21 protein-coding genes are annotated in these 21,763 nt (G+C 64.9%); 5 read left to right on the top strand and 16 right to left on the bottom strand.

The genetic code is table 11. The annotated features are described in order from the left end of the window. Window positions 1-202: 202 nt before the first annotated feature. The 6 genes from JQ572_RS13350 to JQ572_RS13325 all read right to left on the bottom strand — a co-directional run bounded on the left by JQ572_RS13350 (window position 203) and on the right by JQ572_RS13325 (window position 7,531). Window positions 203-1,900 carry a GMC family oxidoreductase gene (locus JQ572_RS13350; protein ID WP_211383453.1) on the bottom strand — a complete coding sequence of 566 codons (1,698 nt, stop codon included), beginning with the start codon at window positions 1,898-1,900 and terminating at the stop codon, window positions 203-205. Window positions 1,901-2,009: 109 nt separating this feature from the next. After that, window positions 2,010-2,672, bottom strand: coding sequence for a TadE/TadG family type IV pilus assembly protein (locus tag JQ572_RS13345; protein ID WP_211383452.1), 663 nt, complete (start codon window positions 2,670-2,672; stop codon window positions 2,010-2,012). Continuing rightward, window positions 2,672-3,232 (bottom strand): TadE/TadG family type IV pilus assembly protein, encoded by a 561-nt coding sequence (locus JQ572_RS13340; RefSeq protein WP_211383451.1) that lies wholly within the window; start codon window positions 3,230-3,232, stop codon window positions 2,672-2,674. Before JQ572_RS13340 ends, JQ572_RS13345 begins: the two co-directional genes overlap by 1 nt. 10 nt (window positions 3,233-3,242) lie before the next feature. Further along, window positions 3,243-4,670: a TadE/TadG family type IV pilus assembly protein gene (locus JQ572_RS13335; protein WP_211383450.1), complete on the bottom strand. Its 1,428-nt coding sequence runs from the start codon at window positions 4,668-4,670 to the stop codon at window positions 3,243-3,245. 397 nt (window positions 4,671-5,067) lie between these two features. Then, entirely contained in the window at window positions 5,068-6,627 is a 1,560-nt protein-coding gene (locus JQ572_RS13330; RefSeq protein ID WP_211383449.1) for an acyl-CoA carboxylase subunit beta, read from the bottom strand. Beyond that, window positions 6,557-7,531 (bottom strand): IclR family transcriptional regulator, encoded by a 975-nt coding sequence (locus JQ572_RS13325; protein WP_211383448.1) that lies wholly within the window; start codon window positions 7,529-7,531, stop codon window positions 6,557-6,559. The genes JQ572_RS13330 and JQ572_RS13325 overlap by 71 nt, the downstream gene beginning before the upstream one ends. 94 nt (window positions 7,532-7,625) lie before the next feature. On the opposite strand from JQ572_RS13325, the gene JQ572_RS13320 reads away from it, so the two are divergent. The 4 genes from JQ572_RS13320 to glsA all read left to right on the top strand — a co-directional run bounded on the left by JQ572_RS13320 (window position 7,626) and on the right by glsA (window position 13,160). Then, window positions 7,626-7,847: an acyl-CoA carboxylase biotin carboxyl carrier protein subunit gene (locus JQ572_RS13320; protein WP_028181345.1), complete on the top strand. Its 222-nt coding sequence runs from the start codon at window positions 7,626-7,628 to the stop codon at window positions 7,845-7,847. Between the two features lie 166 nt (window positions 7,848-8,013). Beyond that, a complete protein-coding gene (locus JQ572_RS13315; RefSeq protein ID WP_211383447.1) occupies window positions 8,014-9,180 on the top strand; it encodes a TAXI family TRAP transporter solute-binding subunit in 1,167 nt (388 codons plus the stop codon). A gap of 34 nt (window positions 9,181-9,214) precedes the next feature. Next, window positions 9,215-11,290, top strand: a complete 2,076-nt coding sequence (locus tag JQ572_RS13310) for a TRAP transporter permease (protein ID WP_211383446.1) — start codon at window positions 9,215-9,217, stop codon at window positions 11,288-11,290. Between the two features lie 22 nt (window positions 11,291-11,312). Then, the gene (glsA, locus tag JQ572_RS13305) at window positions 11,313-13,160 is read left to right on the top strand and encodes a glutaminase A (protein WP_211383445.1); all 1,848 of its coding nucleotides are present in this window, start codon (window positions 11,313-11,315) and stop codon (window positions 13,158-13,160) included. Between the two features lie 162 nt (window positions 13,161-13,322). On the opposite strand, the gene JQ572_RS13300 is transcribed toward glsA, so the two are convergent. Continuing rightward, the gene (locus JQ572_RS13300; RefSeq protein ID WP_211383444.1) at window positions 13,323-13,625 is read right to left on the bottom strand and encodes a nucleoside triphosphate pyrophosphohydrolase family protein; all 303 of its coding nucleotides are present in this window, start codon (window positions 13,623-13,625) and stop codon (window positions 13,323-13,325) included. A 25-nt stretch (window positions 13,626-13,650) separates the two neighbouring features. Then, window positions 13,651-14,178: a carboxymuconolactone decarboxylase family protein gene (locus JQ572_RS13295; RefSeq protein ID WP_211383443.1), complete on the bottom strand. Its 528-nt coding sequence runs from the start codon at window positions 14,176-14,178 to the stop codon at window positions 13,651-13,653. On the opposite strand from JQ572_RS13295, the gene JQ572_RS13290 reads away from it, so the two are divergent. Next, window positions 14,177-14,407: a hypothetical protein gene (locus JQ572_RS13290; RefSeq protein ID WP_211383442.1), complete on the top strand. Its 231-nt coding sequence runs from the start codon at window positions 14,177-14,179 to the stop codon at window positions 14,405-14,407. The two genes, JQ572_RS13295 and JQ572_RS13290, sit on opposite strands and share 2 nt — an antisense overlap. A gap of 255 nt (window positions 14,408-14,662) precedes the next feature. Here the strand turns inward: JQ572_RS13290 and JQ572_RS13285 are convergent, their stop codons facing one another. The 8 genes from JQ572_RS13285 to denD form a co-directional block, all read right to left on the bottom strand. Further along, entirely contained in the window at window positions 14,663-15,022 is a 360-nt protein-coding gene (locus JQ572_RS13285) for a Zn-ribbon domain-containing OB-fold protein (protein WP_211383441.1), read from the bottom strand. Further along, the gene (locus tag JQ572_RS13280) at window positions 15,019-16,155 is read right to left on the bottom strand and encodes a thiolase family protein (protein ID WP_211383440.1); all 1,137 of its coding nucleotides are present in this window, start codon (window positions 16,153-16,155) and stop codon (window positions 15,019-15,021) included. Before JQ572_RS13280 ends, JQ572_RS13285 begins: the two co-directional genes overlap by 4 nt. After that, the gene (locus JQ572_RS13275; protein ID WP_211383439.1) at window positions 16,152-17,375 is read right to left on the bottom strand and encodes a CaiB/BaiF CoA transferase family protein; all 1,224 of its coding nucleotides are present in this window, start codon (window positions 17,373-17,375) and stop codon (window positions 16,152-16,154) included. Before JQ572_RS13275 ends, JQ572_RS13280 begins: the two co-directional genes overlap by 4 nt. 119 nt (window positions 17,376-17,494) lie before the next feature. Next, on the bottom strand, window positions 17,495-17,701 hold the full coding sequence (locus JQ572_RS13270) for a hypothetical protein (protein WP_211383438.1): 207 nt from the start codon (window positions 17,699-17,701) through the stop codon (window positions 17,495-17,497). Window positions 17,702-17,824: 123 nt separating this feature from the next. After that, window positions 17,825-18,994, bottom strand: coding sequence for an acetyl-CoA acetyltransferase (locus JQ572_RS13265; RefSeq protein WP_211383437.1), 1,170 nt, complete (start codon window positions 18,992-18,994; stop codon window positions 17,825-17,827). A 73-nt stretch (window positions 18,995-19,067) separates the two neighbouring features. Continuing rightward, window positions 19,068-19,718 carry a bifunctional 4-hydroxy-2-oxoglutarate aldolase/2-dehydro-3-deoxy-phosphogluconate aldolase gene (eda, locus tag JQ572_RS13260; protein ID WP_211383436.1) on the bottom strand — a complete coding sequence of 217 codons (651 nt, stop codon included), beginning with the start codon at window positions 19,716-19,718 and terminating at the stop codon, window positions 19,068-19,070. 13 nt (window positions 19,719-19,731) lie between these two features. After that, window positions 19,732-20,718: a sugar kinase gene (locus tag JQ572_RS13255; protein WP_211383435.1), complete on the bottom strand. Its 987-nt coding sequence runs from the start codon at window positions 20,716-20,718 to the stop codon at window positions 19,732-19,734. 23 nt (window positions 20,719-20,741) lie between these two features. Continuing rightward, window positions 20,742-21,728: a D-erythronate dehydrogenase gene (denD, locus tag JQ572_RS13250; RefSeq protein WP_211383434.1), complete on the bottom strand. Its 987-nt coding sequence runs from the start codon at window positions 21,726-21,728 to the stop codon at window positions 20,742-20,744. Between the last annotated feature and the right edge of the window lie 35 nt (window positions 21,729-21,763).

The raw sequence follows: 21,763 nt of genomic DNA, 5'->3' as shown, positions 1-21,763 counted from the left end.
CGGCCCGTCGCTGGTCGCGCAGGCTGACGACCCGTTTCAAGCCGAAAGGCGAGATTTGGAAAAGAACGCCGAAGGCGGGTTCCGGGTTCCGTGTCACGGCGCATGCCCGGATTGTCATCTGTGGACAGTTCCGGCTCTCGCCCACCGAGGGATTTGCGTGTCGAGACGGCGGCCCGCTACGGCGAAAGAAAACCGCTGCAGCCTACGGCATCATTGCCGCCGCGATCTTCTCCGCCGACATCAGGACCGGGAAGTTGGTGTTGGCGCAGGGCACCACCGGGAAGATCGAGGCGTCGACGACGCGCAGGCCCTGCACGCCCTTGACCCGGCCCTCCGGATCGACCACCGCCATCGGATCGTCGGCGCGGCCCATGCGGCATGAACAAGAGGCGTGCCACACGCCGATGGTCGCCTTGCGCACGAAGGCTTCCAGCGCCTCGTCGTCGTTGATGACGTCGTCGAAGGTGAAGCCTTCGACCACGAATTTGTCGATCATGTAGTGGCGCAGCGCCGCCGGCCCGTCCATCAGCGCCGCGGCGATTTTCGTCAGCATCCTGTTCCTGGTGTTAACCACGCCGATCTTGCGCACGCGATCGGTGTAGGACGCCGGAAACGGCTTGTCCGTCACCGCCCTCACGGCGTCGCTCATCTGCACGGCCGCCATCTTGCGGAAACCGCTCATCAGGCGATCGAGGTCGCGCCGGTCGGACAACAGGTTGAACTCGACGATCGGCTCGGCTTCCGGATCGCGCGAGGCAAGCTTGACCTGTCCGGTCTCGGAATAGGTCTTGTTGACGAACGTCAGCAGCGATCCGATCTGGGCGCCAACGGCGTGCCAGGCCGACTTGCTGAGCACGACGACGAACATGTCGCCCTTCGGCACGCCTGCGAGCCCGGACGAATAACGCAGGCCAAGCTGCATGTGGCGCCTGGTGTGCTCGTTCATGCGCGCGCCGCGGCGGACAAAGGACGACAGCGAGATCGACGGATGATCCATCAGGCGCTGGCCGACGCCTTGCAGGCTCATCAGCACGGGAATCCCGAGATCCTTGAGATGACCGACCGGGCCGATGCCGGCGCGGAGCAGATGCGCCGGCGAATGGATGGCGCCGCTGGAGAGGATGATCTCGCGGGCGCGGAATTCCTGCGCGCGGCCGTCGACCACGGCCTTCACGCCGACGCACCGCGTGCCCTCGAACAGCAACTCCCTGACTTGCGTATTGGTCGAGATCGTCAGGTTGGTGCGCTTGCGCGTGTCGCGATCGAGATAGCCCATCGCGGCCGAGACGCGTTGCTCGGCCTGGTTGGAGTGCGTCACCGGGAAATAGCCGTCGACGAACTCGCCGTTCTGGTCGGCTACGAATCGATGGCCGGCCTGCTGGAAGGCCTCGGCGAATGCCTGCGAGTGCCGCGTCCAGTGCTCCCTGGGGATCCGGCGGACCGGAATCCGGCCATCCTTGCCGTGGTACGGTCCGTCGAAATCGAGGTCGCGCTCGACCTTCTTGAAGAAGGGCAGCACGTCGTTCCAGCGCCACCCCGCGGCGCCCCGCGCGTCCCATTCGTCGTAGTCGGTCGGCGCGCCGCGGTTGGCCATCTGGCCGTTGATCGACGAGCCGCCGCCAAGCACCCGCGCCTGCTCGTATTTGCGCAAAGGCGGGCGCCCCTCGTTCGGATTGTTGTGGCTGACGATCTGGGTCGTGACCTTGAGCTCGGTCCAGTGGAAGCGCGGATCGAAATAAGCCGTGCCCGGATAGCTGTCCCTGATCTCGGCCGGCTCGTTGCCGGGCGGCGTGTCCTGTCCGGCCTCGCACAACAGGACCTTGTTGGCGCTCCTGGCGGAGAGCCGGTGGGCCAGCACGGACCCCGCCGAGCCGCCGCCCACGATAATGAAGTCGTACACGATTGGCGTTTCCCTCTTGTTCTTGTCCAGAGAGGGTAGCGCGATATTCTTCCGGGGTCACGCCGCCGCGTCGCCTTCGCGGCTTGCGTTGATCGCGCCGTCTGGAGCGCTAGCAGGTCTTCTGCTGCAGATGCTGAACGCACGTGCATGTCGTCGTCGCCGGATATTTCACGTCGTAGTATGGGAAGGTCGACGTCGTCGGGCTGTTCGTCGAGCAGCGCGGGAACAGGTAGTAGCTGTCGGTCAGCTTCACCGTGCCGCTGATGGTGTAGCCGAGGTTGGGCGTATAGTCGTAGGACACCTCGCTCAGGATGAGCGAGATGTTGGCGTTGTTGGGATTGCTCGGATTGGTCGCGGTGAACTGGGACAGGGTCATCTGCTGACCCACGGTTCTCGCCCCCGACGAGCTGGTCGACTTGCTCCATTGGACCGTCGCGTTGCCGTTGCTGTCGGTCGAGACTTCGGAGACCGTGATCGTCATGATGGAGGCGCCGCTGCTGTTCTTGACGGCATAGGGCGCCATGATGGCGCTCGCAGCCCCGAGGATGCTGTCCATCTGGGTCGAGGTGACCTGCGTGTTCTGCGTGATCATGTCGGCGACACTATGCGCGGTCGCGCTGACCTTGACGTTCATCGCCAGCCCGTTTCCGAGCTCGACGCCGCCGACATAGAGCAGCAGCATGAAGGGCGCGACGATGGCGAATTCCGTCGCCGCAACGGCGCGAACATCGGTGCACAGGTGCCGGGCGCGAGACGACAGGGCGGCAATCATTAGGTAGCTCCTGGCTCGTTCTGGAACGCGGCCGACGACATGATCAGCCGGTTGCCGTTCGAAAGATTCGAGAGGTTGAAGCCGAGTGGCCCGAGGAACACCGGCCATTGGTACATCACCCGGAGCACGACGATATCGCCGGCATCGCCTGGATCGTACTGCCAGGCGTTCTTGACCGCACCCGTGGCATCGAAGGTCAAGCTCGGCATGCCTGTATTGGCGGAAGACCACGTATTTGCCACCTGCAGATCGACCATCAGGTCGCTGCAGTTGAACAGGATCACGATCTGATCGCAGACCTTTTGCTTGAACACATCCTTTGTCAGCTGCGCCGACTGAACCTGTCCCGTCATGACGAGACGCGCCGATTGCTGCACCACGGTTTCGAGCAATTGCTGGGCAAAGAACACGAGAAAGGTCTGAATGAGCGCGATGACGAGGGCGAGGAACGGCGCGGCAACGAGCGCGAATTCGACGGCCGTGGCCCCCTTGCTGTCGGCAGCGAAAGCGGCGCAGCGATTGCGACGTGTCTTCGTTGTCGTGGCGTCCCGTACGGTCATGGTACGCTCTCTATTGCACGAGGCTGGCGGTGCTTGACGCAACCTTGAGGAAGAGGTTCGTCAGCGCCGCGGAAATGTCGCCGCCGGTCTGCACGCTCGCATACAGCCCCGGCGATGCGCATGACTGCAGCCGCTGTGCGATCATGCCCGTGGACGAGGATGGATTGTTGAACTGCGCGATGCGGCTGTTGTACCAGCTGTCGGTCGTCAGTTGCAGATACTCGGTGTAGAGGACCGCGATGCGAATGCCGCGATTCTTGATCGTCGTGCAGACCGTCGTGTCGAGCGCCTGCTGGCAGCGCACGGTCGAGCTGCTGCCCGTCGGGAGCGGATAGGTGGCGGCTGCGTCACAGGTCCCGGGCTTCGGCATCAGCTTGTCTTCGACGCCGTCGGTGACGAGGAAGACCACCTCCTGCGGCGTATCGCCCGACTGGTTGGTGCCGGTGCCCGGCGCAGGCATCACGTTGTTGACGCCCGTGAGTCCGCCCGAGATATCCGTGCCGTAGTCGGTGGAGTAGACGCAGGCGCCCTTGCTGTCGACAATGATGCAGTTCTGGTGATCGACCGTCATCAGCTGAATGTTGGCGATCTTCGTGCCGGCGGTGGTCGGGGTGGTCAGCGTCTGGATCGTGTTCAGGCCGTAGTCGAAGGTGTAGATGGCGGCCTTGTAGGTCGTGTTGTTGAGCGCCGACATGCACTGCATCACGCCGCCCGACACACCCGACTGCGGGCACGTCCAGGGGCCGACCAGCAATTGCGTGACGGCATTGCTCACAAGATCGATGCGCAGCGTGATGTTGTTGGCGCGGGCGATCGTGAGGTTGTCCTTCGTCGAGGAGGACGCACCGCTGTCCTTCTGGGGGTTCGTCTCGTGGCAGGCGAACGCGCAGTTCTTCGAGCCGCCAGGCTGGTTCTTCGTGGCGGTGATCATGTTGTTGATATCGGTCTGGGTCGCGGCGATCGCCATCGACGGCGAGTCGTCCAGCAGCAGATAGAAGTTCATGTTGGGCGCGCTGGAGGCCTTCGCCGTCGCGGAGCCGTTGACCTGCCAGGTCTGCTTGCCGAGAACGCCCGGGAAATTGTTGATGGACTGGGCTGTGTAGGCAACCGTGATGGTCCGCGCGAGCCCAGAATCGGTGACGGTGACCGTCGGTGTCGGGGTCGCGGACAGCCCGGGAAGATTCGCCTTCGCCGCGAAGACGGCTTCCGCCGTCGCCTTGACGACGGCGTTGTCGGTCTGCGTCAGCATCGCCGGCCTCACGGCCGCGATCGCGGCCGCATCAGCCGCCGCGTTCAATTGCTCCCGCTTGCGCAGCGCCTGCGTGTAGTCGAGCGCCATGCCGAGAAGAAAGATGGTGGGGATCATCACCAGCGCGAAGATGATGGCGACGTTGGCCTTCCGGTCTCTCACGAAACGAAGCATTGCGCGGCGGAGCATGAGTTTCATCCTGGCTGCCGTCGCTACGGCAGCGGCCCTTCCCCTGAAATCAACGAAAAGACTGCCGGGTTTCGATCCCGGCAATCGTTGTCATGGGCGGAATATGCGGAGGGCTGTCTTAATCAAGACTTACGAGCCATCCGCAACATGGGCTGCAACAGGTTGGATGTATCATATTGAGAAGGCATCATTAACGTGGGTTAAACGCGATCGCAGAGTCGGGGCGGTATACGGCAACGGGGCCGGCCGGCCCATTGCCGCCCCAGGGACAAGCGATGCCGGCCCGGCCGCGCGCCGCCTCCCGGGCAGGTCGCAAGCGGCGGACTCCCGCCCCACCCATGGCAAATCGGCCTTTCGGACCGATTCGGGACTTTCGGATGCCCGCCTCCGTGGCGCGCTACGGCCTGATCGTCATGTTCTCCGGCGGTCCGGCCTTGCGCAGCGGCTCGGCCAGCCTTGCAAACTCGCACAGCAACGATCTCGTCTTCCTGGGATCGATGATCTCCTCGACCCAGAATTTCTCGGCCGAGCGGAACGGCGAGCGGAGCTTGTTGAGACGCTCCTCGATCTCCTTGAGCTTGGCCGCCTTGTCCTCGGCCGCGTCGATGTCGGCGCGGTAGGCGGCTTCGATTCCGCCTTCGAGCGGGAGCGAGCCCCAATAGGCCGACGGCCAGGCATAGCGGATCGAGAACCGGTCGGCCGGCTGATGCACAACGCCGGCGACGCCGAACGCGTTGCGCAGGATCACGGTGCACCAGGGCACGGTGGTTTGGTTGACCGCCGCCATGGCGCGGACGCCGTGGCGGATGGTCGCCGCCTTCTCGGCATCGAGGCCGATCATGAAGCCGGGGCAGTCCATGAGATAGACGATCGGCAGATGGAAGGTTTCCGCGAAGTCGACCCAGCGCACCACCTTCTGACAGGCATCCGCCGTCCAGGAGCCGCCATAGTGAAAGCTGTCGCTCGCAAGGAGCAGCACCGCCCTGCCCTCGAGTCGCGCCAGCCCGACGATGACAGGCTTGCCGAAATTCTTTGCGACCTCGAAGAACGAGCCCTTGTCGACGACGGACTCGATGATCGGGCGCATCTTGTAGACCTGCTTGCGGTTTCGCGGCACCGCATTCATCAGGGCTTCCTCGGTGCGCTCCGGATTATCGGTGCAGGGCAAGGTCGGCGGCAGCTCATGAACCGATGACGGCAGATAAGACAGAAAGCGCCGCGTGCAGGCGAAAGCCTCTTCCTCCGTGTCGACGGCATGATCGACCGCGCCGGCGCGGGTCTGGATGTCCGCGCCGCCGAGCTCCTCCTTCGAGAGGTCCTGCCCCAGCGCCTTCACCACCGGCGGCCCGGCGACGAACATCGCTGACTTCCGGGTCATGATGGAATAGTGGCTGGCGGCCAGCCGCGCCGCACCCAAGCCCGCAACCGAGCCAAGGCCGAGCGCGACCACCGGCACACGCGACAGATTTTCGGTCGTGAAGCGATACCAGCGGGTGCCGCCGATGCCGCCAGGCAAATTCGCGGCCCCCTTGGTCTCGATGGTCTTGACCGAGCCGCCGCCGCCGGAGCCTTCGATGATGCGGACGATTGGCAGACGGAAGTCGTGCGCCATCTCCTCCGCCATCAGGGGCTTTGCGGAAATGGACGCATCGGCCGAACCGCCGCGCACGGTAAAGTCGTCGCCGACGACGACCACTGTGCGGCCGTCGATGCGCCCGCGGCCGAACACGCAGTTCGCCGGCGTCAGCTTCTTCAGCTCGCCGCCGGAATCATATTCACCGATGCCGGAGACGGCACCGATCTCGTGAAAGCTGCCCTTGTCGATCAGTCCGTCGATGCGCTCCCGAACAGTCAGCCGGCCCTGGTCATGCTGACGCTTGACCTTGTCAACGCCGCCCATCTCCCGCGCGAAGGCTTCGCGCCGGGCGAGCTCGTCGAGTTCCGGCTTCCAGTTCATCCACTCCCTCCGAATTGATCGGCTTGTTATTGTTGTGCACGGCCATCGCGACCGGTTTGCGCGAGATACGAGCGTTGAAGACGTCGCCTTCCGCGCCTTCGAGCAGGCTGCCGAGCGAGCGGCCGAGCGCGACCATCAGCGGCGCGACTTCGGCATGCAGACGCTGCTCGTCATACATCGCGGACAGAAGACCGATCGTGATCACCACGAAGGTCTGGTACTGCGGCGACCAGATCGGCACCGCGAGGCCGTTGATGTGCGGGCTCCACAGGCCGCAGGCCGTGACGTAACCGCGCTCGCGCAGCGACTGCCGGTTGGCCTCGATGCGGGGCCGCAGGATTTTTACAGCCTCGGGAGCTTCCCGCTCCATGTCCGCGATGAATGCATCACCGAGCTCGGGCGCCAGCGCCGCGGTGTAGGCCGCGCCCGCAGCGGTCGAGGCCATCGAGATGCGACTGCCGGTGCCCTCGTGCAGGCCGAGCGCAGAGGCCGAGCGCGCGAACTGGAGATAGACCAGATGGAAGCGATCGGGCACGACGAAGCCGACGGTGCCCGGCAGTTGCTCGGCCACTTCCTGCAGGCGCTGGCGGATCATGCTGCGCAGTTGCGCGCCCTTCATCATCGAGGCGCTCATCGCGACCGCGCTCGGGCCGATGCGATATTTCTGGTCGCGCGGCAGATAGACGAGTTGGCCCATCCGCGTCAGCGTGTGCGTGAGCCGCGACACCGTCGAGCGCGGCAGTCCACAGCGATTTGATATCTCGAGATTGCCGAGCCTGGCCTCGTGGCCCTCGAAGCATCGCAACACGTCGAACGCGCGCGACACCACCTGGATGACATCACCCTCACCGGCGTCGCCAGCGAGTGCTCCTTGCCTACTCAACCGCTCTGAACGTCGTCCCATGTTCCCTACCGCTTGTTCCGCTGTGCGGAATTAAATTCCACTTGCAGACGACGCTACCTCAGGCATTTTGCGGCGACAACAAAAAGGCGATGGCATGCCAGAAATTAAGATCGTCACGGAGATCGCCGGACGCGTCTGCGCAACTCCCGTGCAAGTTGGAGGAACCGTTGCGGATGGCGACGACGTTGTGGTGGTCGAGGCGATGAAGATGGAGATACCGGTGCCCTCGCCCGCGAGCGGCACGATCACATCGTTGCTGGTGAAGCTCGACGACGTCGTGGCCGAAGGACAGGCGATCGCGATCGTCGCGAACTGACTGCTTATCTCGAGGCTTCCGCGACAATCTGTCAGCCTCGTTCCTCCGCGCGCGGTACAGCGTTGCCATCGCCTGATCGCGGTGACATGATCTGTTTCAAACAAAAATATGTTTCAAACAAAGAACGAAATCTTCGTGGCGAAAGCGAAGACGATGGGAGGGAAATATGTCTCGTGGGCTGATGTTGCTCGCGCCTGCCTTGGTTGCGGGCGTTTCTTTTGCGTCTACACGCTATGCAATGGCCGATGACATCAAGCTGCCGGCGACATTGACGTTCACCGCCTATGACACCGGCACCGCCGGATTCAACATCGCGGTCGGCGTCGGCAAGATGATGAAGGACAAATACTCGACCGACGTGCGCGTGCTGCCGGCCGGCAACGACGTCGCGCGCCTCGCACCGCTGCGCGCCAAGCGCGCGGCCTCCGCGGCAATGGGGTCGGGCAGCTATTTCGCACAGGAAGGCGTGTTCGAATTCGGCTCCAGGGAATGGGGTCCGCAGCCGCTCCAGATCCTGCTCTCGTCGGTCGACTGCAATTGCGGCACGCTCGGCGTTGCCGCCGATACCGGCGTGAAGGACTTGAAGGACCTCAAGGGCAAGCGCGTCGGCTTTGTCGTCGGCTCGCCGGCGCTGAACCAGAACTCGCTCGCGGTGCTCGCCTTCGCAGGGCTGACGCAGAAGGACGTCAAGATCGTCGAGTTCGCAAGCTACGGCGCGATGTGGAAGGGCCTGATCAACAACGACACCGACACCGCCTTTGGCACCACCATCACGGGCCCGGCCAAGGAAGCCGAAACCTCGCCGCGCGGCCTGGTCTGGCCGCCGCTGCCGGCCAAGGATAAGGAAGGCTGGGCGCGGATGCAGAAGGTCGGCTCGTTCTTCTTCCCGCAACTTGCAACCTGCGGCGCGGGTATCACGCCGGACAAGCCGATCGAACTCGGCAACTACCCCTACCCTATCTTCGTCGCCTACGCCTCGCAGCCGGCCGACCAGGTCTATGCGATCACCAAGGCGATGATCGTGAACTACGATTCCTACAAGGATTCCGCGCCCGGCGCCGGTGGGCTTGCCGCCGACCGGCAGACCAAGAACTGGGTGGTGCCGGTGCATCCCGGGGCGGTGAAGGCGCTGAAGGAAGCCGGGCAATGGAGCGAGGCGCAGGACGCCTACAACAACAAGCTGATCAAACGCCAGGAGGTGCTCGGCGCGGCATGGGCCGATTACGGCAAGACCAGCCCGCCTGCGGATGACAAGGCCTTTCTCGACGGCTGGATGAAGGCGCGCGCCGCTGCGCTCGCCAAGGCCGACATGCCGAACGGCTTCGACGAATAATCGTCAGCGGTCAATTGCCCACGCGGGGTCGATCATGTCGTCTGCTTCCGTCTCCACCGCCCCGCAGGACGTGGCCAAGCGGGTCGTGTTCGACGATCCGCACGGCGCCGCCGCCAACATGCAGGAAGCCGAGGTCACGCGCGTCCGCAGCTTGCGCGGTGCCTGGCGCTGGACGCTCGTCATCGCGACCGCGGCGACGATTCTTCTTTGCATCAATCAGCAATTCTCGCTGCGCTTCTTCGTCGGCTACACCCAGCTCAACACGGAGTACTTTTATCTCCTGATCGCCCTGATGCTGCCCTTCACATTCGTGATCTTCCCGGGCACCGAGCGCGCGCCGCTCGACCGCATTCCCTGGTACGACCTCGTCTTCTTCCTTGTGACTTTTGCCGCCGCGCTGCTGCTGATGTCGAACGTGCGCAAGGCGGCGGAGGCCGGCTGGGAATTCGGCGGCGCGCCGAATACCGTGATCGCCGCGGGTCTCGTGATGTGGGTGATGCTGATGGAGGCGCTGCGCCGCACCGGCGGCTGGAGCCTGCTGCTGAGTGTCTTCCCCTTCACGGTCTATCCGCTGTTCGCGGAGTCCGGCTGGCTCGGGCCGTTCCGCGGCACGCAATCGACGCTGGAACAGGCGACCGCCTATCACGTTCTGTCGGGCGAGAGCCTGCTCGGCATTCCCATCCAGGCCTTCGCCGACACCGTGATCGGCTTCCTGGTGTTCGGCACCGCGCTGATGATGACGGGTGCCGGAAAATTCTTCATCAATCTCGCCTTCGCGCTGTGCGGCACCTTTCGCGGCGGCGCGGCCAAGGTCTGCATCTTCGCCAGCGGCCTGCTCGGCATGATGTCGGGCTCGATCATCTCCAACGTGCTAACGGCCGGCACCATGACCATTCCTGTCATGAAGAAGAGCGGGTTCCGCGCCTCCTATGCCGGCGCGATCGAGGCCTGCGCCTCGACAGGCGCGGTGCTGGCGCCGCCGGTGATGGGGGCGACCGCCTTCGTCATCGCGCAGTTCCTCAATGTCAGCTACGCCGACGTCGCGCTCGCCGCGGTTATTCCGGCCGCGCTCTATTACATCGGCCTGTTCATGCAGGTCGATTCCTACGCCGCGCGGCACGGGCTGAAGGGCATTCCGCGCGCCGAGCTGCCGCGTGTCTTGGATACGATCAAGGACGGCTGGTACTACGTCTTCGTCATCGCGCTGCTGATCGTCATGCTGCTCTACTTCAAGCGCGAGAGCCACGCGCCGTTCTATGCCACCGCGCTGCTGCTGGTTCTCAACCAGCTCTTTTCCAGGGACACGCGCTGGACGATGGCGACCATCGGCAAATTCCTCGAGGTCAACGGCCGCACCTTCGTCGAACTGGTCGGAATTCTCGCCGGCTGCGGCCTTTTGATCGGGGCGTTCTCGATGACCGGCGTGGTGTCGAGCCTTGCCAACGATCTGCTGCACATCGCCGGCGACAATCCGTTCCTGCTGCTCGGCATGTGCGCCCTCACCAGCCTCATTCTCGGCCTCGGGCTGACGACGACGGCCTGCTACATCTTCCTCGCCATCCTGGTGGCGCCCGCGCTGGAGAAGCTCGGGCTGAACAGGATGGCCGTGCACATGTTCATCTTCTACTGGGGCATGCTGTCGTCGATCACCCCGCCGGTCGCGATCGCGTCCTTTGCGGCGGCCGGCATCGCCGGCTCGCCGGCGATGAAGACGGGCTGGGAATCGATGTGGGTCGGCAGCATCATCTACTTCATCCCGTTCTTCTTCGTGCTCAATCCGGCGCTGGTGCTGCAGGGACCCAGCCCCTATCTCGCCGCTCTCGGCCTGATGGGGCTGGCGGCGTTCGGCACCCTCTTCATCTGCGGCGGCATCCAGGGCTATCAGCCCTTCGTCGGCGACCTGCGCGGCGCCGGCGCACTGGAATGGCCGATCCGCGTGCTGCTGGTGATCGGCGGCTTTGTGGTGGCGACCCCGGGCGGCGGCATCATGCCGCTGTCGCAGATGCAGGTGACGCTGCTCGGCCTCGCCATCCTCGGCCCCACCGTGTTGCTCGCCCTGCTGCTGGTCCGTCGGCAGACCATGGTGCCGAACGGGTTGCGCGTGCCCTGATTGCGTTGCACAAAGAGAGGCGATGGAACCGCTTTCGCCGCTCGCCTCCGCCTGGACCCGCTCGAAGCCGCCCTTGCTGCGGTTTCTGGACAATTGTCTCAACGAATTCTCGGCCGAGACCGCAGGCAGCGTGGCCGACTACATTCCCGAACTCAGCAAAGCCGATCCTGCCTATTTTGGCATCAGCCTCGCGACGCTGGACGGGCATGTCTATGAAGTCGGCGACAGCCGGGTGCCCTTCACCATCCAGTCGATGTCGAAACCGTTCGTGTTCGCGCTGGCGCTGGATCTGCTCGGCGCAAACAGGGTCGAGAGTGCGATCGGCGTCGAGCCCTCGGGCGATCCCTTCAACTCGATCCGCCTCAACTCGGAGAATCATCCGTTCAACCCGATGGTCAATGCCGGCGCGATCGCCTGCACCGGGCTGATCTACGACAGCAAGGGCCCTGACGCGTTCGAGCAGATCCGCCTCGCGCTCAGCCGCTTTGCGGGCCGCGATCTCGCCGTGGACGAGGCGGTCTATGCCTCGGAGAGCCAGACCGGCGACCGCAACCGGGCCATCGGCTATCTCCTGAAGACGAATGCGGTGATCTCGGACAACGTCGCAGCCGTGCTCGACGTCTATTTCCGGCAATGCGCGGTGCTGGTCACCGCGCGCGACATCGCGGTGATGGCGGCAACGCTCGCCAATCGCGGCGTCAATCCCGTCACGGGCGAACAGGTGCTGAGCGCCTACGCGATCTCGCGCACGCTGTCGGTGATGACGTCGTCGGGCATGTACGACTATGCCGGCGAATGGATCTACCGGATCGGCATTCCCGCCAAGAGCGGAGTCGGCGGCGGCATTCTGGCCGCGCTGCCTGCCCGCCTCGGGCTCGGCAGCTATTCGCCGAGGCTCGACAAGCACGGCAACAGCGTGCGCGGCATCAAGGTGTGCGAAGCCTTGTCCTCGCACTACGACCTGCACATGCTCAACCGCAGCGACGATGCGCGCAACGCCGTCATCGCCGACTACGACATCGGCAAGAGCCCGTCGCGCCGTGTCCGCCGGCCTCAGGAGCGCGACATTCTCGCGACGCATGAGCAGGAGGTAAGGATCATCGAGCTGGTCGGCACGCTGTCACTGTCGGCGGTCGACTACGTCTCGCGCCGGCTTGCGGGCCGGCCGCGGCCGCAATTCGTGATCTTCGATCTGCACCGCGTCACCTCCACGACACGGGCCGGCGCACGGCTCGTGGCCGAGGCGTTCGCGGAACTCGCCGCGCTCAATGTCACGGTGGTGCTGTCAGGCGTCAGGCGCGCCTCGAAAGAGTGGAATACGTTGCGGGAATGGACCGCGGAGCTGAAGAATGTCCGCGACTTCTATCTGCTCGACACCGCGATCGAATGGGCCGAAGACCAGATCGTCTACCGCTACGGCGGCTCGATCGATTTTCACGAGACCACCGAGCTTGCCGAGCAGCCGCTGCTCGAAGGGCTCAGCGCGGAAGAGCTGACCGACCTCGCCTCGATCTGCACGATCCGCACCTATCAGTCCGGTGCAAAGATCCTCACCACGGGCGATCCCGCCGATGCTCTGTTCTTCCTGCGCAGCGGCGCGGTGCATGTCACGCTTCCCGACGGCGTGCGGCTGGCGACGCTCACCGCCGGCATGGCCTTCGGCGAAATGGCCCTGATCGAGACCACCCGCTCCGCCGACGTGTTCGCGGACATGGCGGCGACCGCGTTCGAGGCGCCCCTGAAGGACTTCGAGCGCTTCCGCGAGCAGCACCCGCGGGCCTCGGAGCGCATCATGCGCAATTTGGCGCAGCTCCTCGCCGATCGCCTGATTGTCGCCAACGCCAAGGTGGATATTCTGACGTCGGCTTGAGCGCGCGCCTCGTCCTTCGAGACGACCGCTTCGCGGTCTCCTCAGGATGAGCCTAAGCGGCATCAGCACTCGTTGAAACCACCGCCGCGCGCTCGGTCCTCATCCTGAGGGCCCGGCTGCGGCGGGCGTCTCGAAGGATGGCCACAAGGAAAATCGTTCCCTCTAGCGGCTTGCCGCCTCGCTGATCCGCCGCCTGATCTTGGCGGCGCTGGCCTTGAGCAATTCGGATGGCTGCTGGCCGGTCGCGGCGCACAGGCAGGCCCAGTAATAGATGACGTCGCCGAGCTCTTCGACGAGACCAGCCTTGTCGAGCCAGTCATCGCGCAGCAGCTTCTTGATGTGCTCGGCGACCTCGCCGGATTCGCCGGCGAGGCCGAGCCCGAGATAGGACAGCCGCTCGTTGGACGGATGCTCATCGACTTTCGCAACGCTGGCGGCCCAGGCCGCATATTCATCGATCGTCATCGGCATCCCTCGCCGCAGCTATGGATCAGCCCACCACTTCCGTGACCGGCTGAAGATCGATCTCGAACGTCTCCAGGAACTTTGACGTCATGATGTAGAAGCCGACCGAAAGCTGCAGCTCGACCAGTGCGGCGGGCGTCAGCTTCGATGCGATCGCCTTGAAGGTCGCCTCGGTCGGCTTGTTCAATTTCACGATCTCGTCGGTGAAGGCGAGCGCGGCACGCTGGGTTTCGTCGAAGCACTTGGCGGCCTGCCAGTTCTCGAGCGCCTCGTTCTGCTCGTCGGTCACACCGACATTCTTGCCGATGCGCTTGTGCGCGACGATCTCATACGGCGCCTCGCACAAAATGCCGGTGCGGGTGATGGCGAGCTCGCGCACGATGGGGTCAAGCTCGCCCTTGTGGCGGATGGCGCCGCCGAGGCGGCAGTATTGCTCAAAATAGCTCGGCGAATGCGACATCATGCGGAAAATGTTGGCATTGCGATTCTTGTCGAGGATTTCGCGGGTGCGGTCGGATGCCCTGGACGGGTCGCTGTAGTTGATGCGGGCCATGATTTTCCTGAAGATTTTCCCTGAGCCTTTGATGCTTTTTGTCGTTAGCGGCGAAAGTTCCAGGAAACTCTATTCTTGCGCGTCCGCAGGAGCAACAACATCGAGTCAAAATGCCGCCGCATTGCTGATCGACCTTGGCACAGTCGATATTCGCCGCGTGGGGACAAATCGCGGTGAGTACTCGCAAGGGGTGTTCCGAGTAAAAACAATTGGCCGTCGGGTGCGCTAGCCGCGCAACGATGAGTCACGCCCAAGTCTAGGGAGAAAATGGCATGAAGGAAGCCACAAAGGGGGCGGCCTCGGGAGCGCTCGCGCATATGCTGGCGGTGACGGCGATGCTCGTCATCGCCAGCATCTTGTTCTACGGGCGCTACTAAGCGCTTTACGAGTTTTCGTCATTCCGGGGTGGCTCTCGCACAGGCCAGGCCCAGAATACCCGTTCCAGGCTCGGTCTCTCAGGACCGCCCCCGAATGACGAATCCCGCTATTTCCCCTTCGAGAAGAACGGCACCAGTTTTCCGGCAAAGGGCCTGAAGCCCGCGATCACTTCGTCGCCGATGGCGAGACCGTTCTCGCCATGCGCCATCATGCGAAAACCCTCGGCGCAATCGACCAGCAGAATGTTGTAGGGCACGTGCGCGCGCGTCTCTGGGGTCGCGGCGCGGCAGACCAGCGAGGTCGCGTAGACCCTGCCCTTGCCGCTGGCACGCGCCTCGCGCGGATCGGATGCGCCGCAGGCCGCGCAGAAGCCGCGATGGAAATATTGCACATGGCCGCATGAAGCGCAGGCCTGGTAGATGATGGCTTCTTCGCCCCTGGTCCAATCCGCCAGACGTTCGCTCATCGCACCCGCTCCAGGAACATGCTGACATGGGAGGACAACACGCCGCCGTCGCCGTGCAGGAGCGCGATCGAGGCGTCGCGCACCTGGCGATTCGCCGCCCGCCCGGTCATCTGCAAATGCGCCTCGACCAGGTGCGCCATGGCTCCGCCGACGCCGCAATGGCCGTAGCTGAGCAGGCCGCCATGGGTGTTGAGCGGCATCGCGCCGTCGCGGCTGAAATGACCTGATCGCACGCGTGCCGCCGCCTCGCCCCGGCCCGCAAGGCCGAGGTCTTCTAGCAACATGGCGAGGGTGATCGTGAAACTGTCGTAGATCGCGGCGTAGCGCACGTCGGAGATCGCCAGCCCCGTGGCCTCCCTGGCGCGGGCGATGGAAATCTCGGCGCCGAGCTCGCTTAAGCCGGGCGCGACCGTGACGTGCTGATGGGTGTGGGCCTGGGCACAGCCGCGAATACGCACGCCGGCCTCGCCGGTGCTCTCGCGGCCGATAACGAACGCCGCACCACCATCGGACACCGGACAGCAGTCCAGCAACTTCAACGGCATCGCCACCGGTTTCGAGGCCATGACATCGGCGATGGTGATGGGATCGTGGAATTGCGCGCCGGGATGGGTGCAGGCGTGCGCGCGCATCAGCACGGCGAACTCGGCGAGGTCTTCTTCGGTCACGCCGTATTCGTGCATGTAACGAGTGGCGACCAGGCCGTAATAGGCGGGAATGGTCGGGCCGAGCGGCACCTCGTAGTCGGGATGGCCGACCTGCGCCAGCGCTTGGATCGAAGCGTCGCGGCTCTGCCCGGTCAGGCGGTTCTCGCCGGCGACGACGAGGACGTTGCGGGCAACGCCTGCCCCGACGAGGTGATGGGCAAGCATGGTCATCGCGAGCCCGGTGGCGCCGCCGACCTGCACGGCGTGGGCGTAGGACGGGCGGATGCCGAAATGCTCGGCGAAGACGGTCGCCAGCATGATGTGCGGCGAGACGGTGGAATAGCCGCAGAGGATGCCGTCGATATCAGGACGCTTCAGCCCGGCGTCGTCGAGCGCGGCCTGCGCGGCCCTGCTCATCAGGTCGAGCGAGGACGAGCCTTCATGCTTGCCGAAGGACGTGAGGCCGACGCCGGTGACGAAGCTCATGGGCGCACCTGTGCATCGTCATTGCGAGGCGGCGAACGGGTGACGCCGTCGCGGACCATGGCGGCGATCTCGTCCGCGGAATAGCCGATCTCGCGCAGAATCTCCGCGCCGTGCTCGTTGAGCTGCGGTGCGAGCCGCACCGGCTCGGCCCCGGTCTCCGACCACGTGGCGGTCACCTTCATGCTGCGGATCGGGCCTTCGGTCGGATGGTTCACAACCGGGAAGAAGTTGGTGGCCTCCAGATGCTCGTCGTGCAGCATCGAGGCGAGGTCGTGCATCGGCATCACCGGTACATCGGCCCTGGTCAGCAGGTCGATCCATTCCGCCGTGGCGCGCGTCTCGAAGATGCGCGCGAGCTCGGCATAGACGACGTCGATGTTGGCGGCGCGGCCCGCGAAGGTCGCGAATTTGGGATCGGCGCGCAGATCGTCGCGGCCGGTTGCCTTGAAGAAATTTTCCCACTGCTTGTCGTTGTAGACGATGACGCTGAGATAGCCGTCCGAGGTCTTGTACGGCCGGCGGTCGCGCGAGAGGTGGCGGGCATAGCCGCCCTTGTCGAGCGGCGGCTCGTAGGTGAGACCGCCCATGTGGTCGCCCATGACGAAGCCCGCCATGGTCTCGAACATCGGGATGTCGACGCGCTGGCCGCGGCCGGTGCGGTCGCGGTGCACGAGACTGGCGCAGATCGCGCCGACCGCGGTCAGGCCGACGATGCGGTCGACCAGCGCGTTCGGCACGTAGCGCGGCACGCCGTCGCCGGTTTGCGCCATCAAGGCGGGGAGCGCCGTGGCGCCCTGGATCAGATCGTCATAGGCGGGTTTGGCGGCATAAGGCCCGTCCTGGCCGAAGCCGAATACGCCGGCATAGACCAGCCGCGGATTGATTTCGGAGACGACGTCATAGCCGAGCTGAAGCCGCGCCATCGCCTGCGGGCGGACGTTGTAGACGAGAACGTCGGCGTCCTTGAGCAGCCGCAGCACGGCCTCGCGCCCCGCAGGCTTCTTCAGATCGAGGCAGATCGAGCGCTTGCTGCGGTTGGTGTTGAGGAACACCGGGCCCATGCCGGCATGGCGCATCGGACCGATCAGGCGGGTGACGTCGCCGTCGAGCGACTCCACCTTGATCACGTCGGCACCGTAATCGCCGAGCATCTGGGTCGCATAGGGCCCCATCAGCACGGTGGTCATGTCGACGACCTTGATGCCCTTGAGCGGCCCCATTCGTTCACTCCCGATTGCGCGGGCTCACATGGGCCCCGCGATTTCGGTCCAGCTAACGGCAGCGACGCCGGGCGCGCAAGGGCAGCCGGCGTATGGCCGCATGCGCAGCGATGCGGCCGCTATTTCTTCTGACGGGATTCGCGAACCTTGAGGAGGCGGTCGAGCTCCTCATTCTGCTGGTTGATGCGGTCGGCGATGCGCGACTCGCTCTGCTCGCCGGAAGCAGCCGCGGCCTGCTCGATGAGCTGGCGGATATTGTCCTCGAGGATCGCGATGCGGTCGTTGAGTGCGTCCATCGACAGCGAGTCTTCGTAGTCATTGCTCATGATGCTTTTCCGCAAATCAATCAGGAGCCGCAGGGTGGGCCAAGCGAAGCGTGCCCACCATGATTTAACGCAAGGAAAACGGTGGGCACGGCGCTTTCGCGCCTTTGCCCACCCTGCGAGGGCTTACTTCAACGGCTCCAGCACGGAGACGTAGTTGGCAACCGCCGCACCGCCCATGTTGAAGATGCCGCCAAGCTTGGCGTTCTTGAGCTGCATACCCTCGGGCGCCTGGCCGGCAAGCTGCATCGCGGTCATCACGTGCATGGAGACGCCGGTGGCGCCGATCGGATGGCCCTTGGACTTCAGACCGCCGGACGGATTGACCGGCAGCTTGCCGTCCTTGAGGGTCCAGCCCTCCTTGATGGCACGGGCGCCCTGCCCCTTCGGCGTCAGGCCCATCGCTTCGTATTCGATCAGCTCGGCGACCGTGAAGCAGTCGTGAGTCTCGACGAAGGAGAGATCGGAAAGCGTAACGCCCGCCTTTTCCAGCGCGCGCTGCCAGGCGACCGTGCAGCCCTCGAACTGAAGGATGTCGCGCTTGGACATCGGCAGGAAGTCCTGGGCGTGCGCGGTGGCGCGGAACCCGATCGACTTGCTCATGGTCTTGGCGGTCTCGGCATCGGCCAAGATCAGCGCAGCGGCACCGTCGGAGACGAGCGAACAGTCGGTGCGCTTCAGGGGGCCGGCGACGTAGGGGTTCTTCTCGCTCTCGGAACGGCAGAAATCGAAGCCGAAATCCTTGCGCATCTGGGCGTAGGGATTGGCGACGCCGTTCTTGTGGTTCTTGGCCGCGATCAGCGCCAGCGCATCGGACTGGTCGCCGTATTTCTGGAAGTAGCCGCTGGCGATCTTGCCGAACACGCCGGCGAAGCCGCCGACGGTGTCACCGTCCTCGGGCAGATAGGACGCCTTCAAGAGGTTCTTGCCGATCTCCGGACCCGGCGTGCGCGTCATCTGCTCGACGCCGACGACCAGCACGATTTTCGCGGCCCCCGCAGCGATCGCGCGCAGACCCTGGTGCACGGCAGCGGATCCCGTGGCGCAGGCGTTCTCGACGCGGGTGGCCGGCTTGAAGCGCAGCTTCGGATCGGCCTGAAGCACCAGCGAGGCGGTGAAATCCTGCGGCGAGAAGCCGGCGTTGAAGTGACCGAGCACGATCTCGTCGACGTCACCGGCCGAGATGCCGGCATCGGCCAGCGCCTCGTTGGCGACCTTCACCACGAGGCTTTCCACGGTCTCGGTGTCGAACTTGCCGAACGGCGTATGCGCCCATCCGACGATGCTGGCTGACATGGTCTTCTCTCCCTGGGGTCGTCTGATCTCAAATCCTGCCTGAGCTAAGTCTTAGCCCAGGGATGGCAAGACTTCACGCGGCTTTCAGCGCCTCGAGGGTGCGCTGGCAGATGGCAGTTATGCCGGCCCAGTTCCCGGCCTTCACCTCCGCCGCCGGGCACAGCCAGGAACCGCCGACCGCCACCACGTTGGGCTCGGCCAGCCAGCTCCCCGCATTGGCCTCGCCCACCCCGCCGGTCGGACAGAACCGCACGTTCGGGAACGGGCCGCCGAGGGCGCGCAGGCCCTTGATGCCGCCGGCCTGCTCGGCAGGGAAGAATTTTGCGACGTCGAGGCCGTAGGAAAGCGCCATCATCAGTTCGGACGCCGTGGCAATGCCCGGGGCAAACGGCAAGGAGCTGTCGGCCGCGGCCTTGAGGAGATCGGGGGTCAGGCCCGGGCTGATGCCGAACGCGACGCCGAGCTTCTCGACACGGGTGAAGTCGGCCGGATTGAGAATCGTGCCAATGCCGACGACCGCCTCGGGCACCTCGGCCATCATCGCCCTCGCGGCCTCGATCGCAACAGGGGTGCGCATGGTCACCTCCAGCGTGCGGACGCCGCCGGCAACCAGCGCTTTCGCCAGCGGCACGGCATCCTGGATCCGTTCGATGGTGAGGACAGGAATAACGGTCGCGGCCTTGAACAGTGCGACGAGGTGGTTCTGTTGGGCAGTCGTGGTCATCGCTATCACTTCTTCACTTGGTCGCCTGACGCGTGGGTGCCGGCCGGTGCCGTTTCTTCGGCGGCATGGCATAGCCCGGAATGATGGCGCCGGGATAGCAGATCACGAGGCTGGCGAGGCGATGGCCGGCCTGGGCCGCCTCGACCGGATCGGAACCGGCGAGCCGGGCGGCGATATAGGCCGCGGCAAAGCTGTCGCCGGCCGCCGTGGTGTCGGCCACGGGCCTCGTCATGGGCTCGGCGTGCACCTCGCTCGTGCCGCCGGGGAAGCGCAGCAGGCTGACGGGCTCGGCGAGGCGGAACACCAGCTCGGGCGTCGGGATGCGCGCCATAAGTTGCTCGGGGCTCTCGCCGGGATAGAGCGCGAGCAGGTCTTCCGTCGAGGTCAGCACGATGTCGGCAGCCGCGAAGGCCGCGGCAAACACCTCGCGCGCGACATCGCGATCGGGCCAGCCGCGCGCGCGGAAATTGGTGTCGAACACGAAGCGCGTGCCGAGCAGGCGTGCGCGCTTGATCGCCGCGAACAGGCGCTCGCGCCCGGCCGCGTCGTAGATCGAGAGCGTGATCGCGGAGAGATAGGTGATGTCGTAGCTCATCAGCGAGTTGAGGAGCTCGTCGGTCTCCGGCAGGTTCATCAGAAGGCGCGCCGCCGCGCTGTCGCGCCAGTGGAAGAACTGGCGCTCGCCCTTTGCATCGAGCTGAATCATGTAGAGGCCGGGCAGCTTGCCCGGCAACCGCACGACGCGGCGGGTGCCGACGCCCTCGGCGGTCCAGGCCGCGATCATCTCATCGCTCAAGGCGTCATCGCCGAGGGCGGTGAGATAATCGACCTTGACCTCGAGCCGCGCCAGATAGACCGCGGTGTTGAGGGTATCGCCCCCGAAGCCGCGCGAATACAGCCCGCCGCCCTGCCCCTGCCCGCCGGACTGGCCGGCGGAATGTCCTCCCTGGGCCTGCCGGAGCTCGACCATGCATTCGCCGATGCAAGCAACGCTCGCCATCACTTTACCCGCTCAGCCGGAGATCAGGCGACGAAATTGCCGCCGAGCTCGTCTTCGATGTGAATGCGGATGATGTCGTCGAAGGTTTTCTCGGCGGTGGTGAAGCCGAGCTCGAGCGACCGCTTTGCATTGAAATTGCGCGGCCAGCCGCCGACGATGCCGACGATGAACGGATCCGGCTCGCGCTTGATGCGGGCAGCGACCTTGTCGCCGGCGACCCGTTTCAGCGCCGCGATCTGCTCACCGACCGTGGCCGACAGGCCCGGCATGGTCAGGTTGCGGCGCGGGCCGACCGTGGCAAGATCCATGGTGCCGGCATGGAGCAGGAAGCCGACGGCGGAGCGCGGCGTGGCGTGCCAGTGGCGGACGTCCTCGGAGACCGGCAGCACGACCTCCTTGCCGGCCAGCGGCTCGCGCAGGATGTTGGAGAAGAAGCCCGATGCCGCCTTGTTGGGCAGGCCGGGCCGGATGCAGATGGTCGGCAGGCGGATGCCGATGCCGTCGAGGAAGCCGCGGCGCGAATAGTCGGCGAGCAGCAATTCGCCAATCGCCTTCTGGGTGCCGTAGCTGAGCAGTGGCGTGTGGAAGAACTCGTCGCCGATGGCGTCCGGGAACGGCGCGCCGAACACCGCGATCGAGGACGTGAACACCACGCGCGGCTTGTAACCGCCGCCGGCGAGCCTGACGGCATCGAGCAGCATCCGCGTGCCATCGAGATTGATACGGTAGCCTTTGTCGAAGTCGAGTTCGGCTTCGCCGGAGACGATGGCAGCCAGATGAAAGATCACGTCGGGACGGCCGGCGATCAACTTTTCGGCGGCGCCGGGGACGGCGAAATCGCCCGACACGGTCTCGACGGCAAAGCCAGCCTTTTCCGGCTTCTTCGGCTCGACCACGTCATGCATGGTCAGCTTGGTGATCTCGCTCTTGCCGAGCCGGCCGTCGCGCAGCAGCCGTTCACAGAGTTTGCGGCCGACCATGCCGGCGGCGCCCAGAACCAGAATGTGCAAGAGCCTACTCCTTCTTATTGGCCGGAGCGCGCCGC

The sequence above is a fragment of the Bradyrhizobium sp. SZCCT0153 genome, from assembly GCF_018129995.1.
Lineage (GTDB): Bacteria > Pseudomonadota > Alphaproteobacteria > Rhizobiales > Xanthobacteraceae > Bradyrhizobium > Bradyrhizobium japonicum_G.
The sequence above is the reverse complement of the archived record's forward strand: the minus strand, read 5'-3'. Positions and strand labels throughout refer to the sequence as shown.

Bases quoted from the DNA above. Each gene is read 5' to 3' on its own strand.
- glsA (WP_211383445.1), top strand. From the start codon at position 11,313: ATGGAACCGCTTTCGCCGCTCGCCTCCGCCTGGACCCGCTCGAAGCCG.
- JQ572_RS13340 (WP_211383451.1), bottom strand. From the start codon at position 3,232: ATGACCGTACGGGACGCCACGACAACGAAGACACGTCGCAATCGCTGC.
- JQ572_RS13300 (WP_211383444.1), bottom strand. From the start codon at position 13,625: ATGACGATCGATGAATATGCGGCCTGGGCCGCCAGCGTTGCGAAAGTC.
- JQ572_RS13315 (WP_211383447.1), top strand. From the start codon at position 8,014: ATGTCTCGTGGGCTGATGTTGCTCGCGCCTGCCTTGGTTGCGGGCGTT.
- JQ572_RS13310 (WP_211383446.1), top strand. From the start codon at position 9,215: ATGTCGTCTGCTTCCGTCTCCACCGCCCCGCAGGACGTGGCCAAGCGG.
- JQ572_RS13285 (WP_211383441.1), bottom strand. From the start codon at position 15,022: ATGAGCGAACGTCTGGCGGATTGGACCAGGGGCGAAGAAGCCATCATC.
- JQ572_RS13345 (WP_211383452.1), bottom strand. From the start codon at position 2,672: ATGATTGCCGCCCTGTCGTCTCGCGCCCGGCACCTGTGCACCGATGTT.
- JQ572_RS13255 (WP_211383435.1), bottom strand. From the start codon at position 20,718: ATGGCGAGCGTTGCTTGCATCGGCGAATGCATGGTCGAGCTCCGGCAG.
- JQ572_RS13275 (WP_211383439.1), bottom strand. From the start codon at position 17,375: ATGGGGCCGCTCAAGGGCATCAAGGTCGTCGACATGACCACCGTGCTG.
- JQ572_RS13335 (WP_211383450.1), bottom strand. From the start codon at position 4,670: ATGCTCCGCCGCGCAATGCTTCGTTTCGTGAGAGACCGGAAGGCCAAC.
- JQ572_RS13325 (WP_211383448.1), bottom strand. From the start codon at position 7,531: ATGGGACGACGTTCAGAGCGGTTGAGTAGGCAAGGAGCACTCGCTGGC.
- JQ572_RS13270 (WP_211383438.1), bottom strand. From the start codon at position 17,701: ATGAGCAATGACTACGAAGACTCGCTGTCGATGGACGCACTCAACGAC.
- JQ572_RS13265 (WP_211383437.1), bottom strand. From the start codon at position 18,994: ATGTCAGCCAGCATCGTCGGATGGGCGCATACGCCGTTCGGCAAGTTC.
- JQ572_RS13330 (WP_211383449.1), bottom strand. From the start codon at position 6,627: ATGAACTGGAAGCCGGAACTCGACGAGCTCGCCCGGCGCGAAGCCTTC.
- JQ572_RS13280 (WP_211383440.1), bottom strand. From the start codon at position 16,155: ATGAGCTTCGTCACCGGCGTCGGCCTCACGTCCTTCGGCAAGCATGAA.
- JQ572_RS13295 (WP_211383443.1), bottom strand. From the start codon at position 14,178: ATGGCCCGCATCAACTACAGCGACCCGTCCAGGGCATCCGACCGCACC.
- eda (WP_211383436.1), bottom strand. From the start codon at position 19,718: ATGACCACGACTGCCCAACAGAACCACCTCGTCGCACTGTTCAAGGCC.
- JQ572_RS13290 (WP_211383442.1), top strand. From the start codon at position 14,177: ATGATTTTCCTGAAGATTTTCCCTGAGCCTTTGATGCTTTTTGTCGTT.
- JQ572_RS13320 (WP_028181345.1), top strand. From the start codon at position 7,626: ATGCCAGAAATTAAGATCGTCACGGAGATCGCCGGACGCGTCTGCGCA.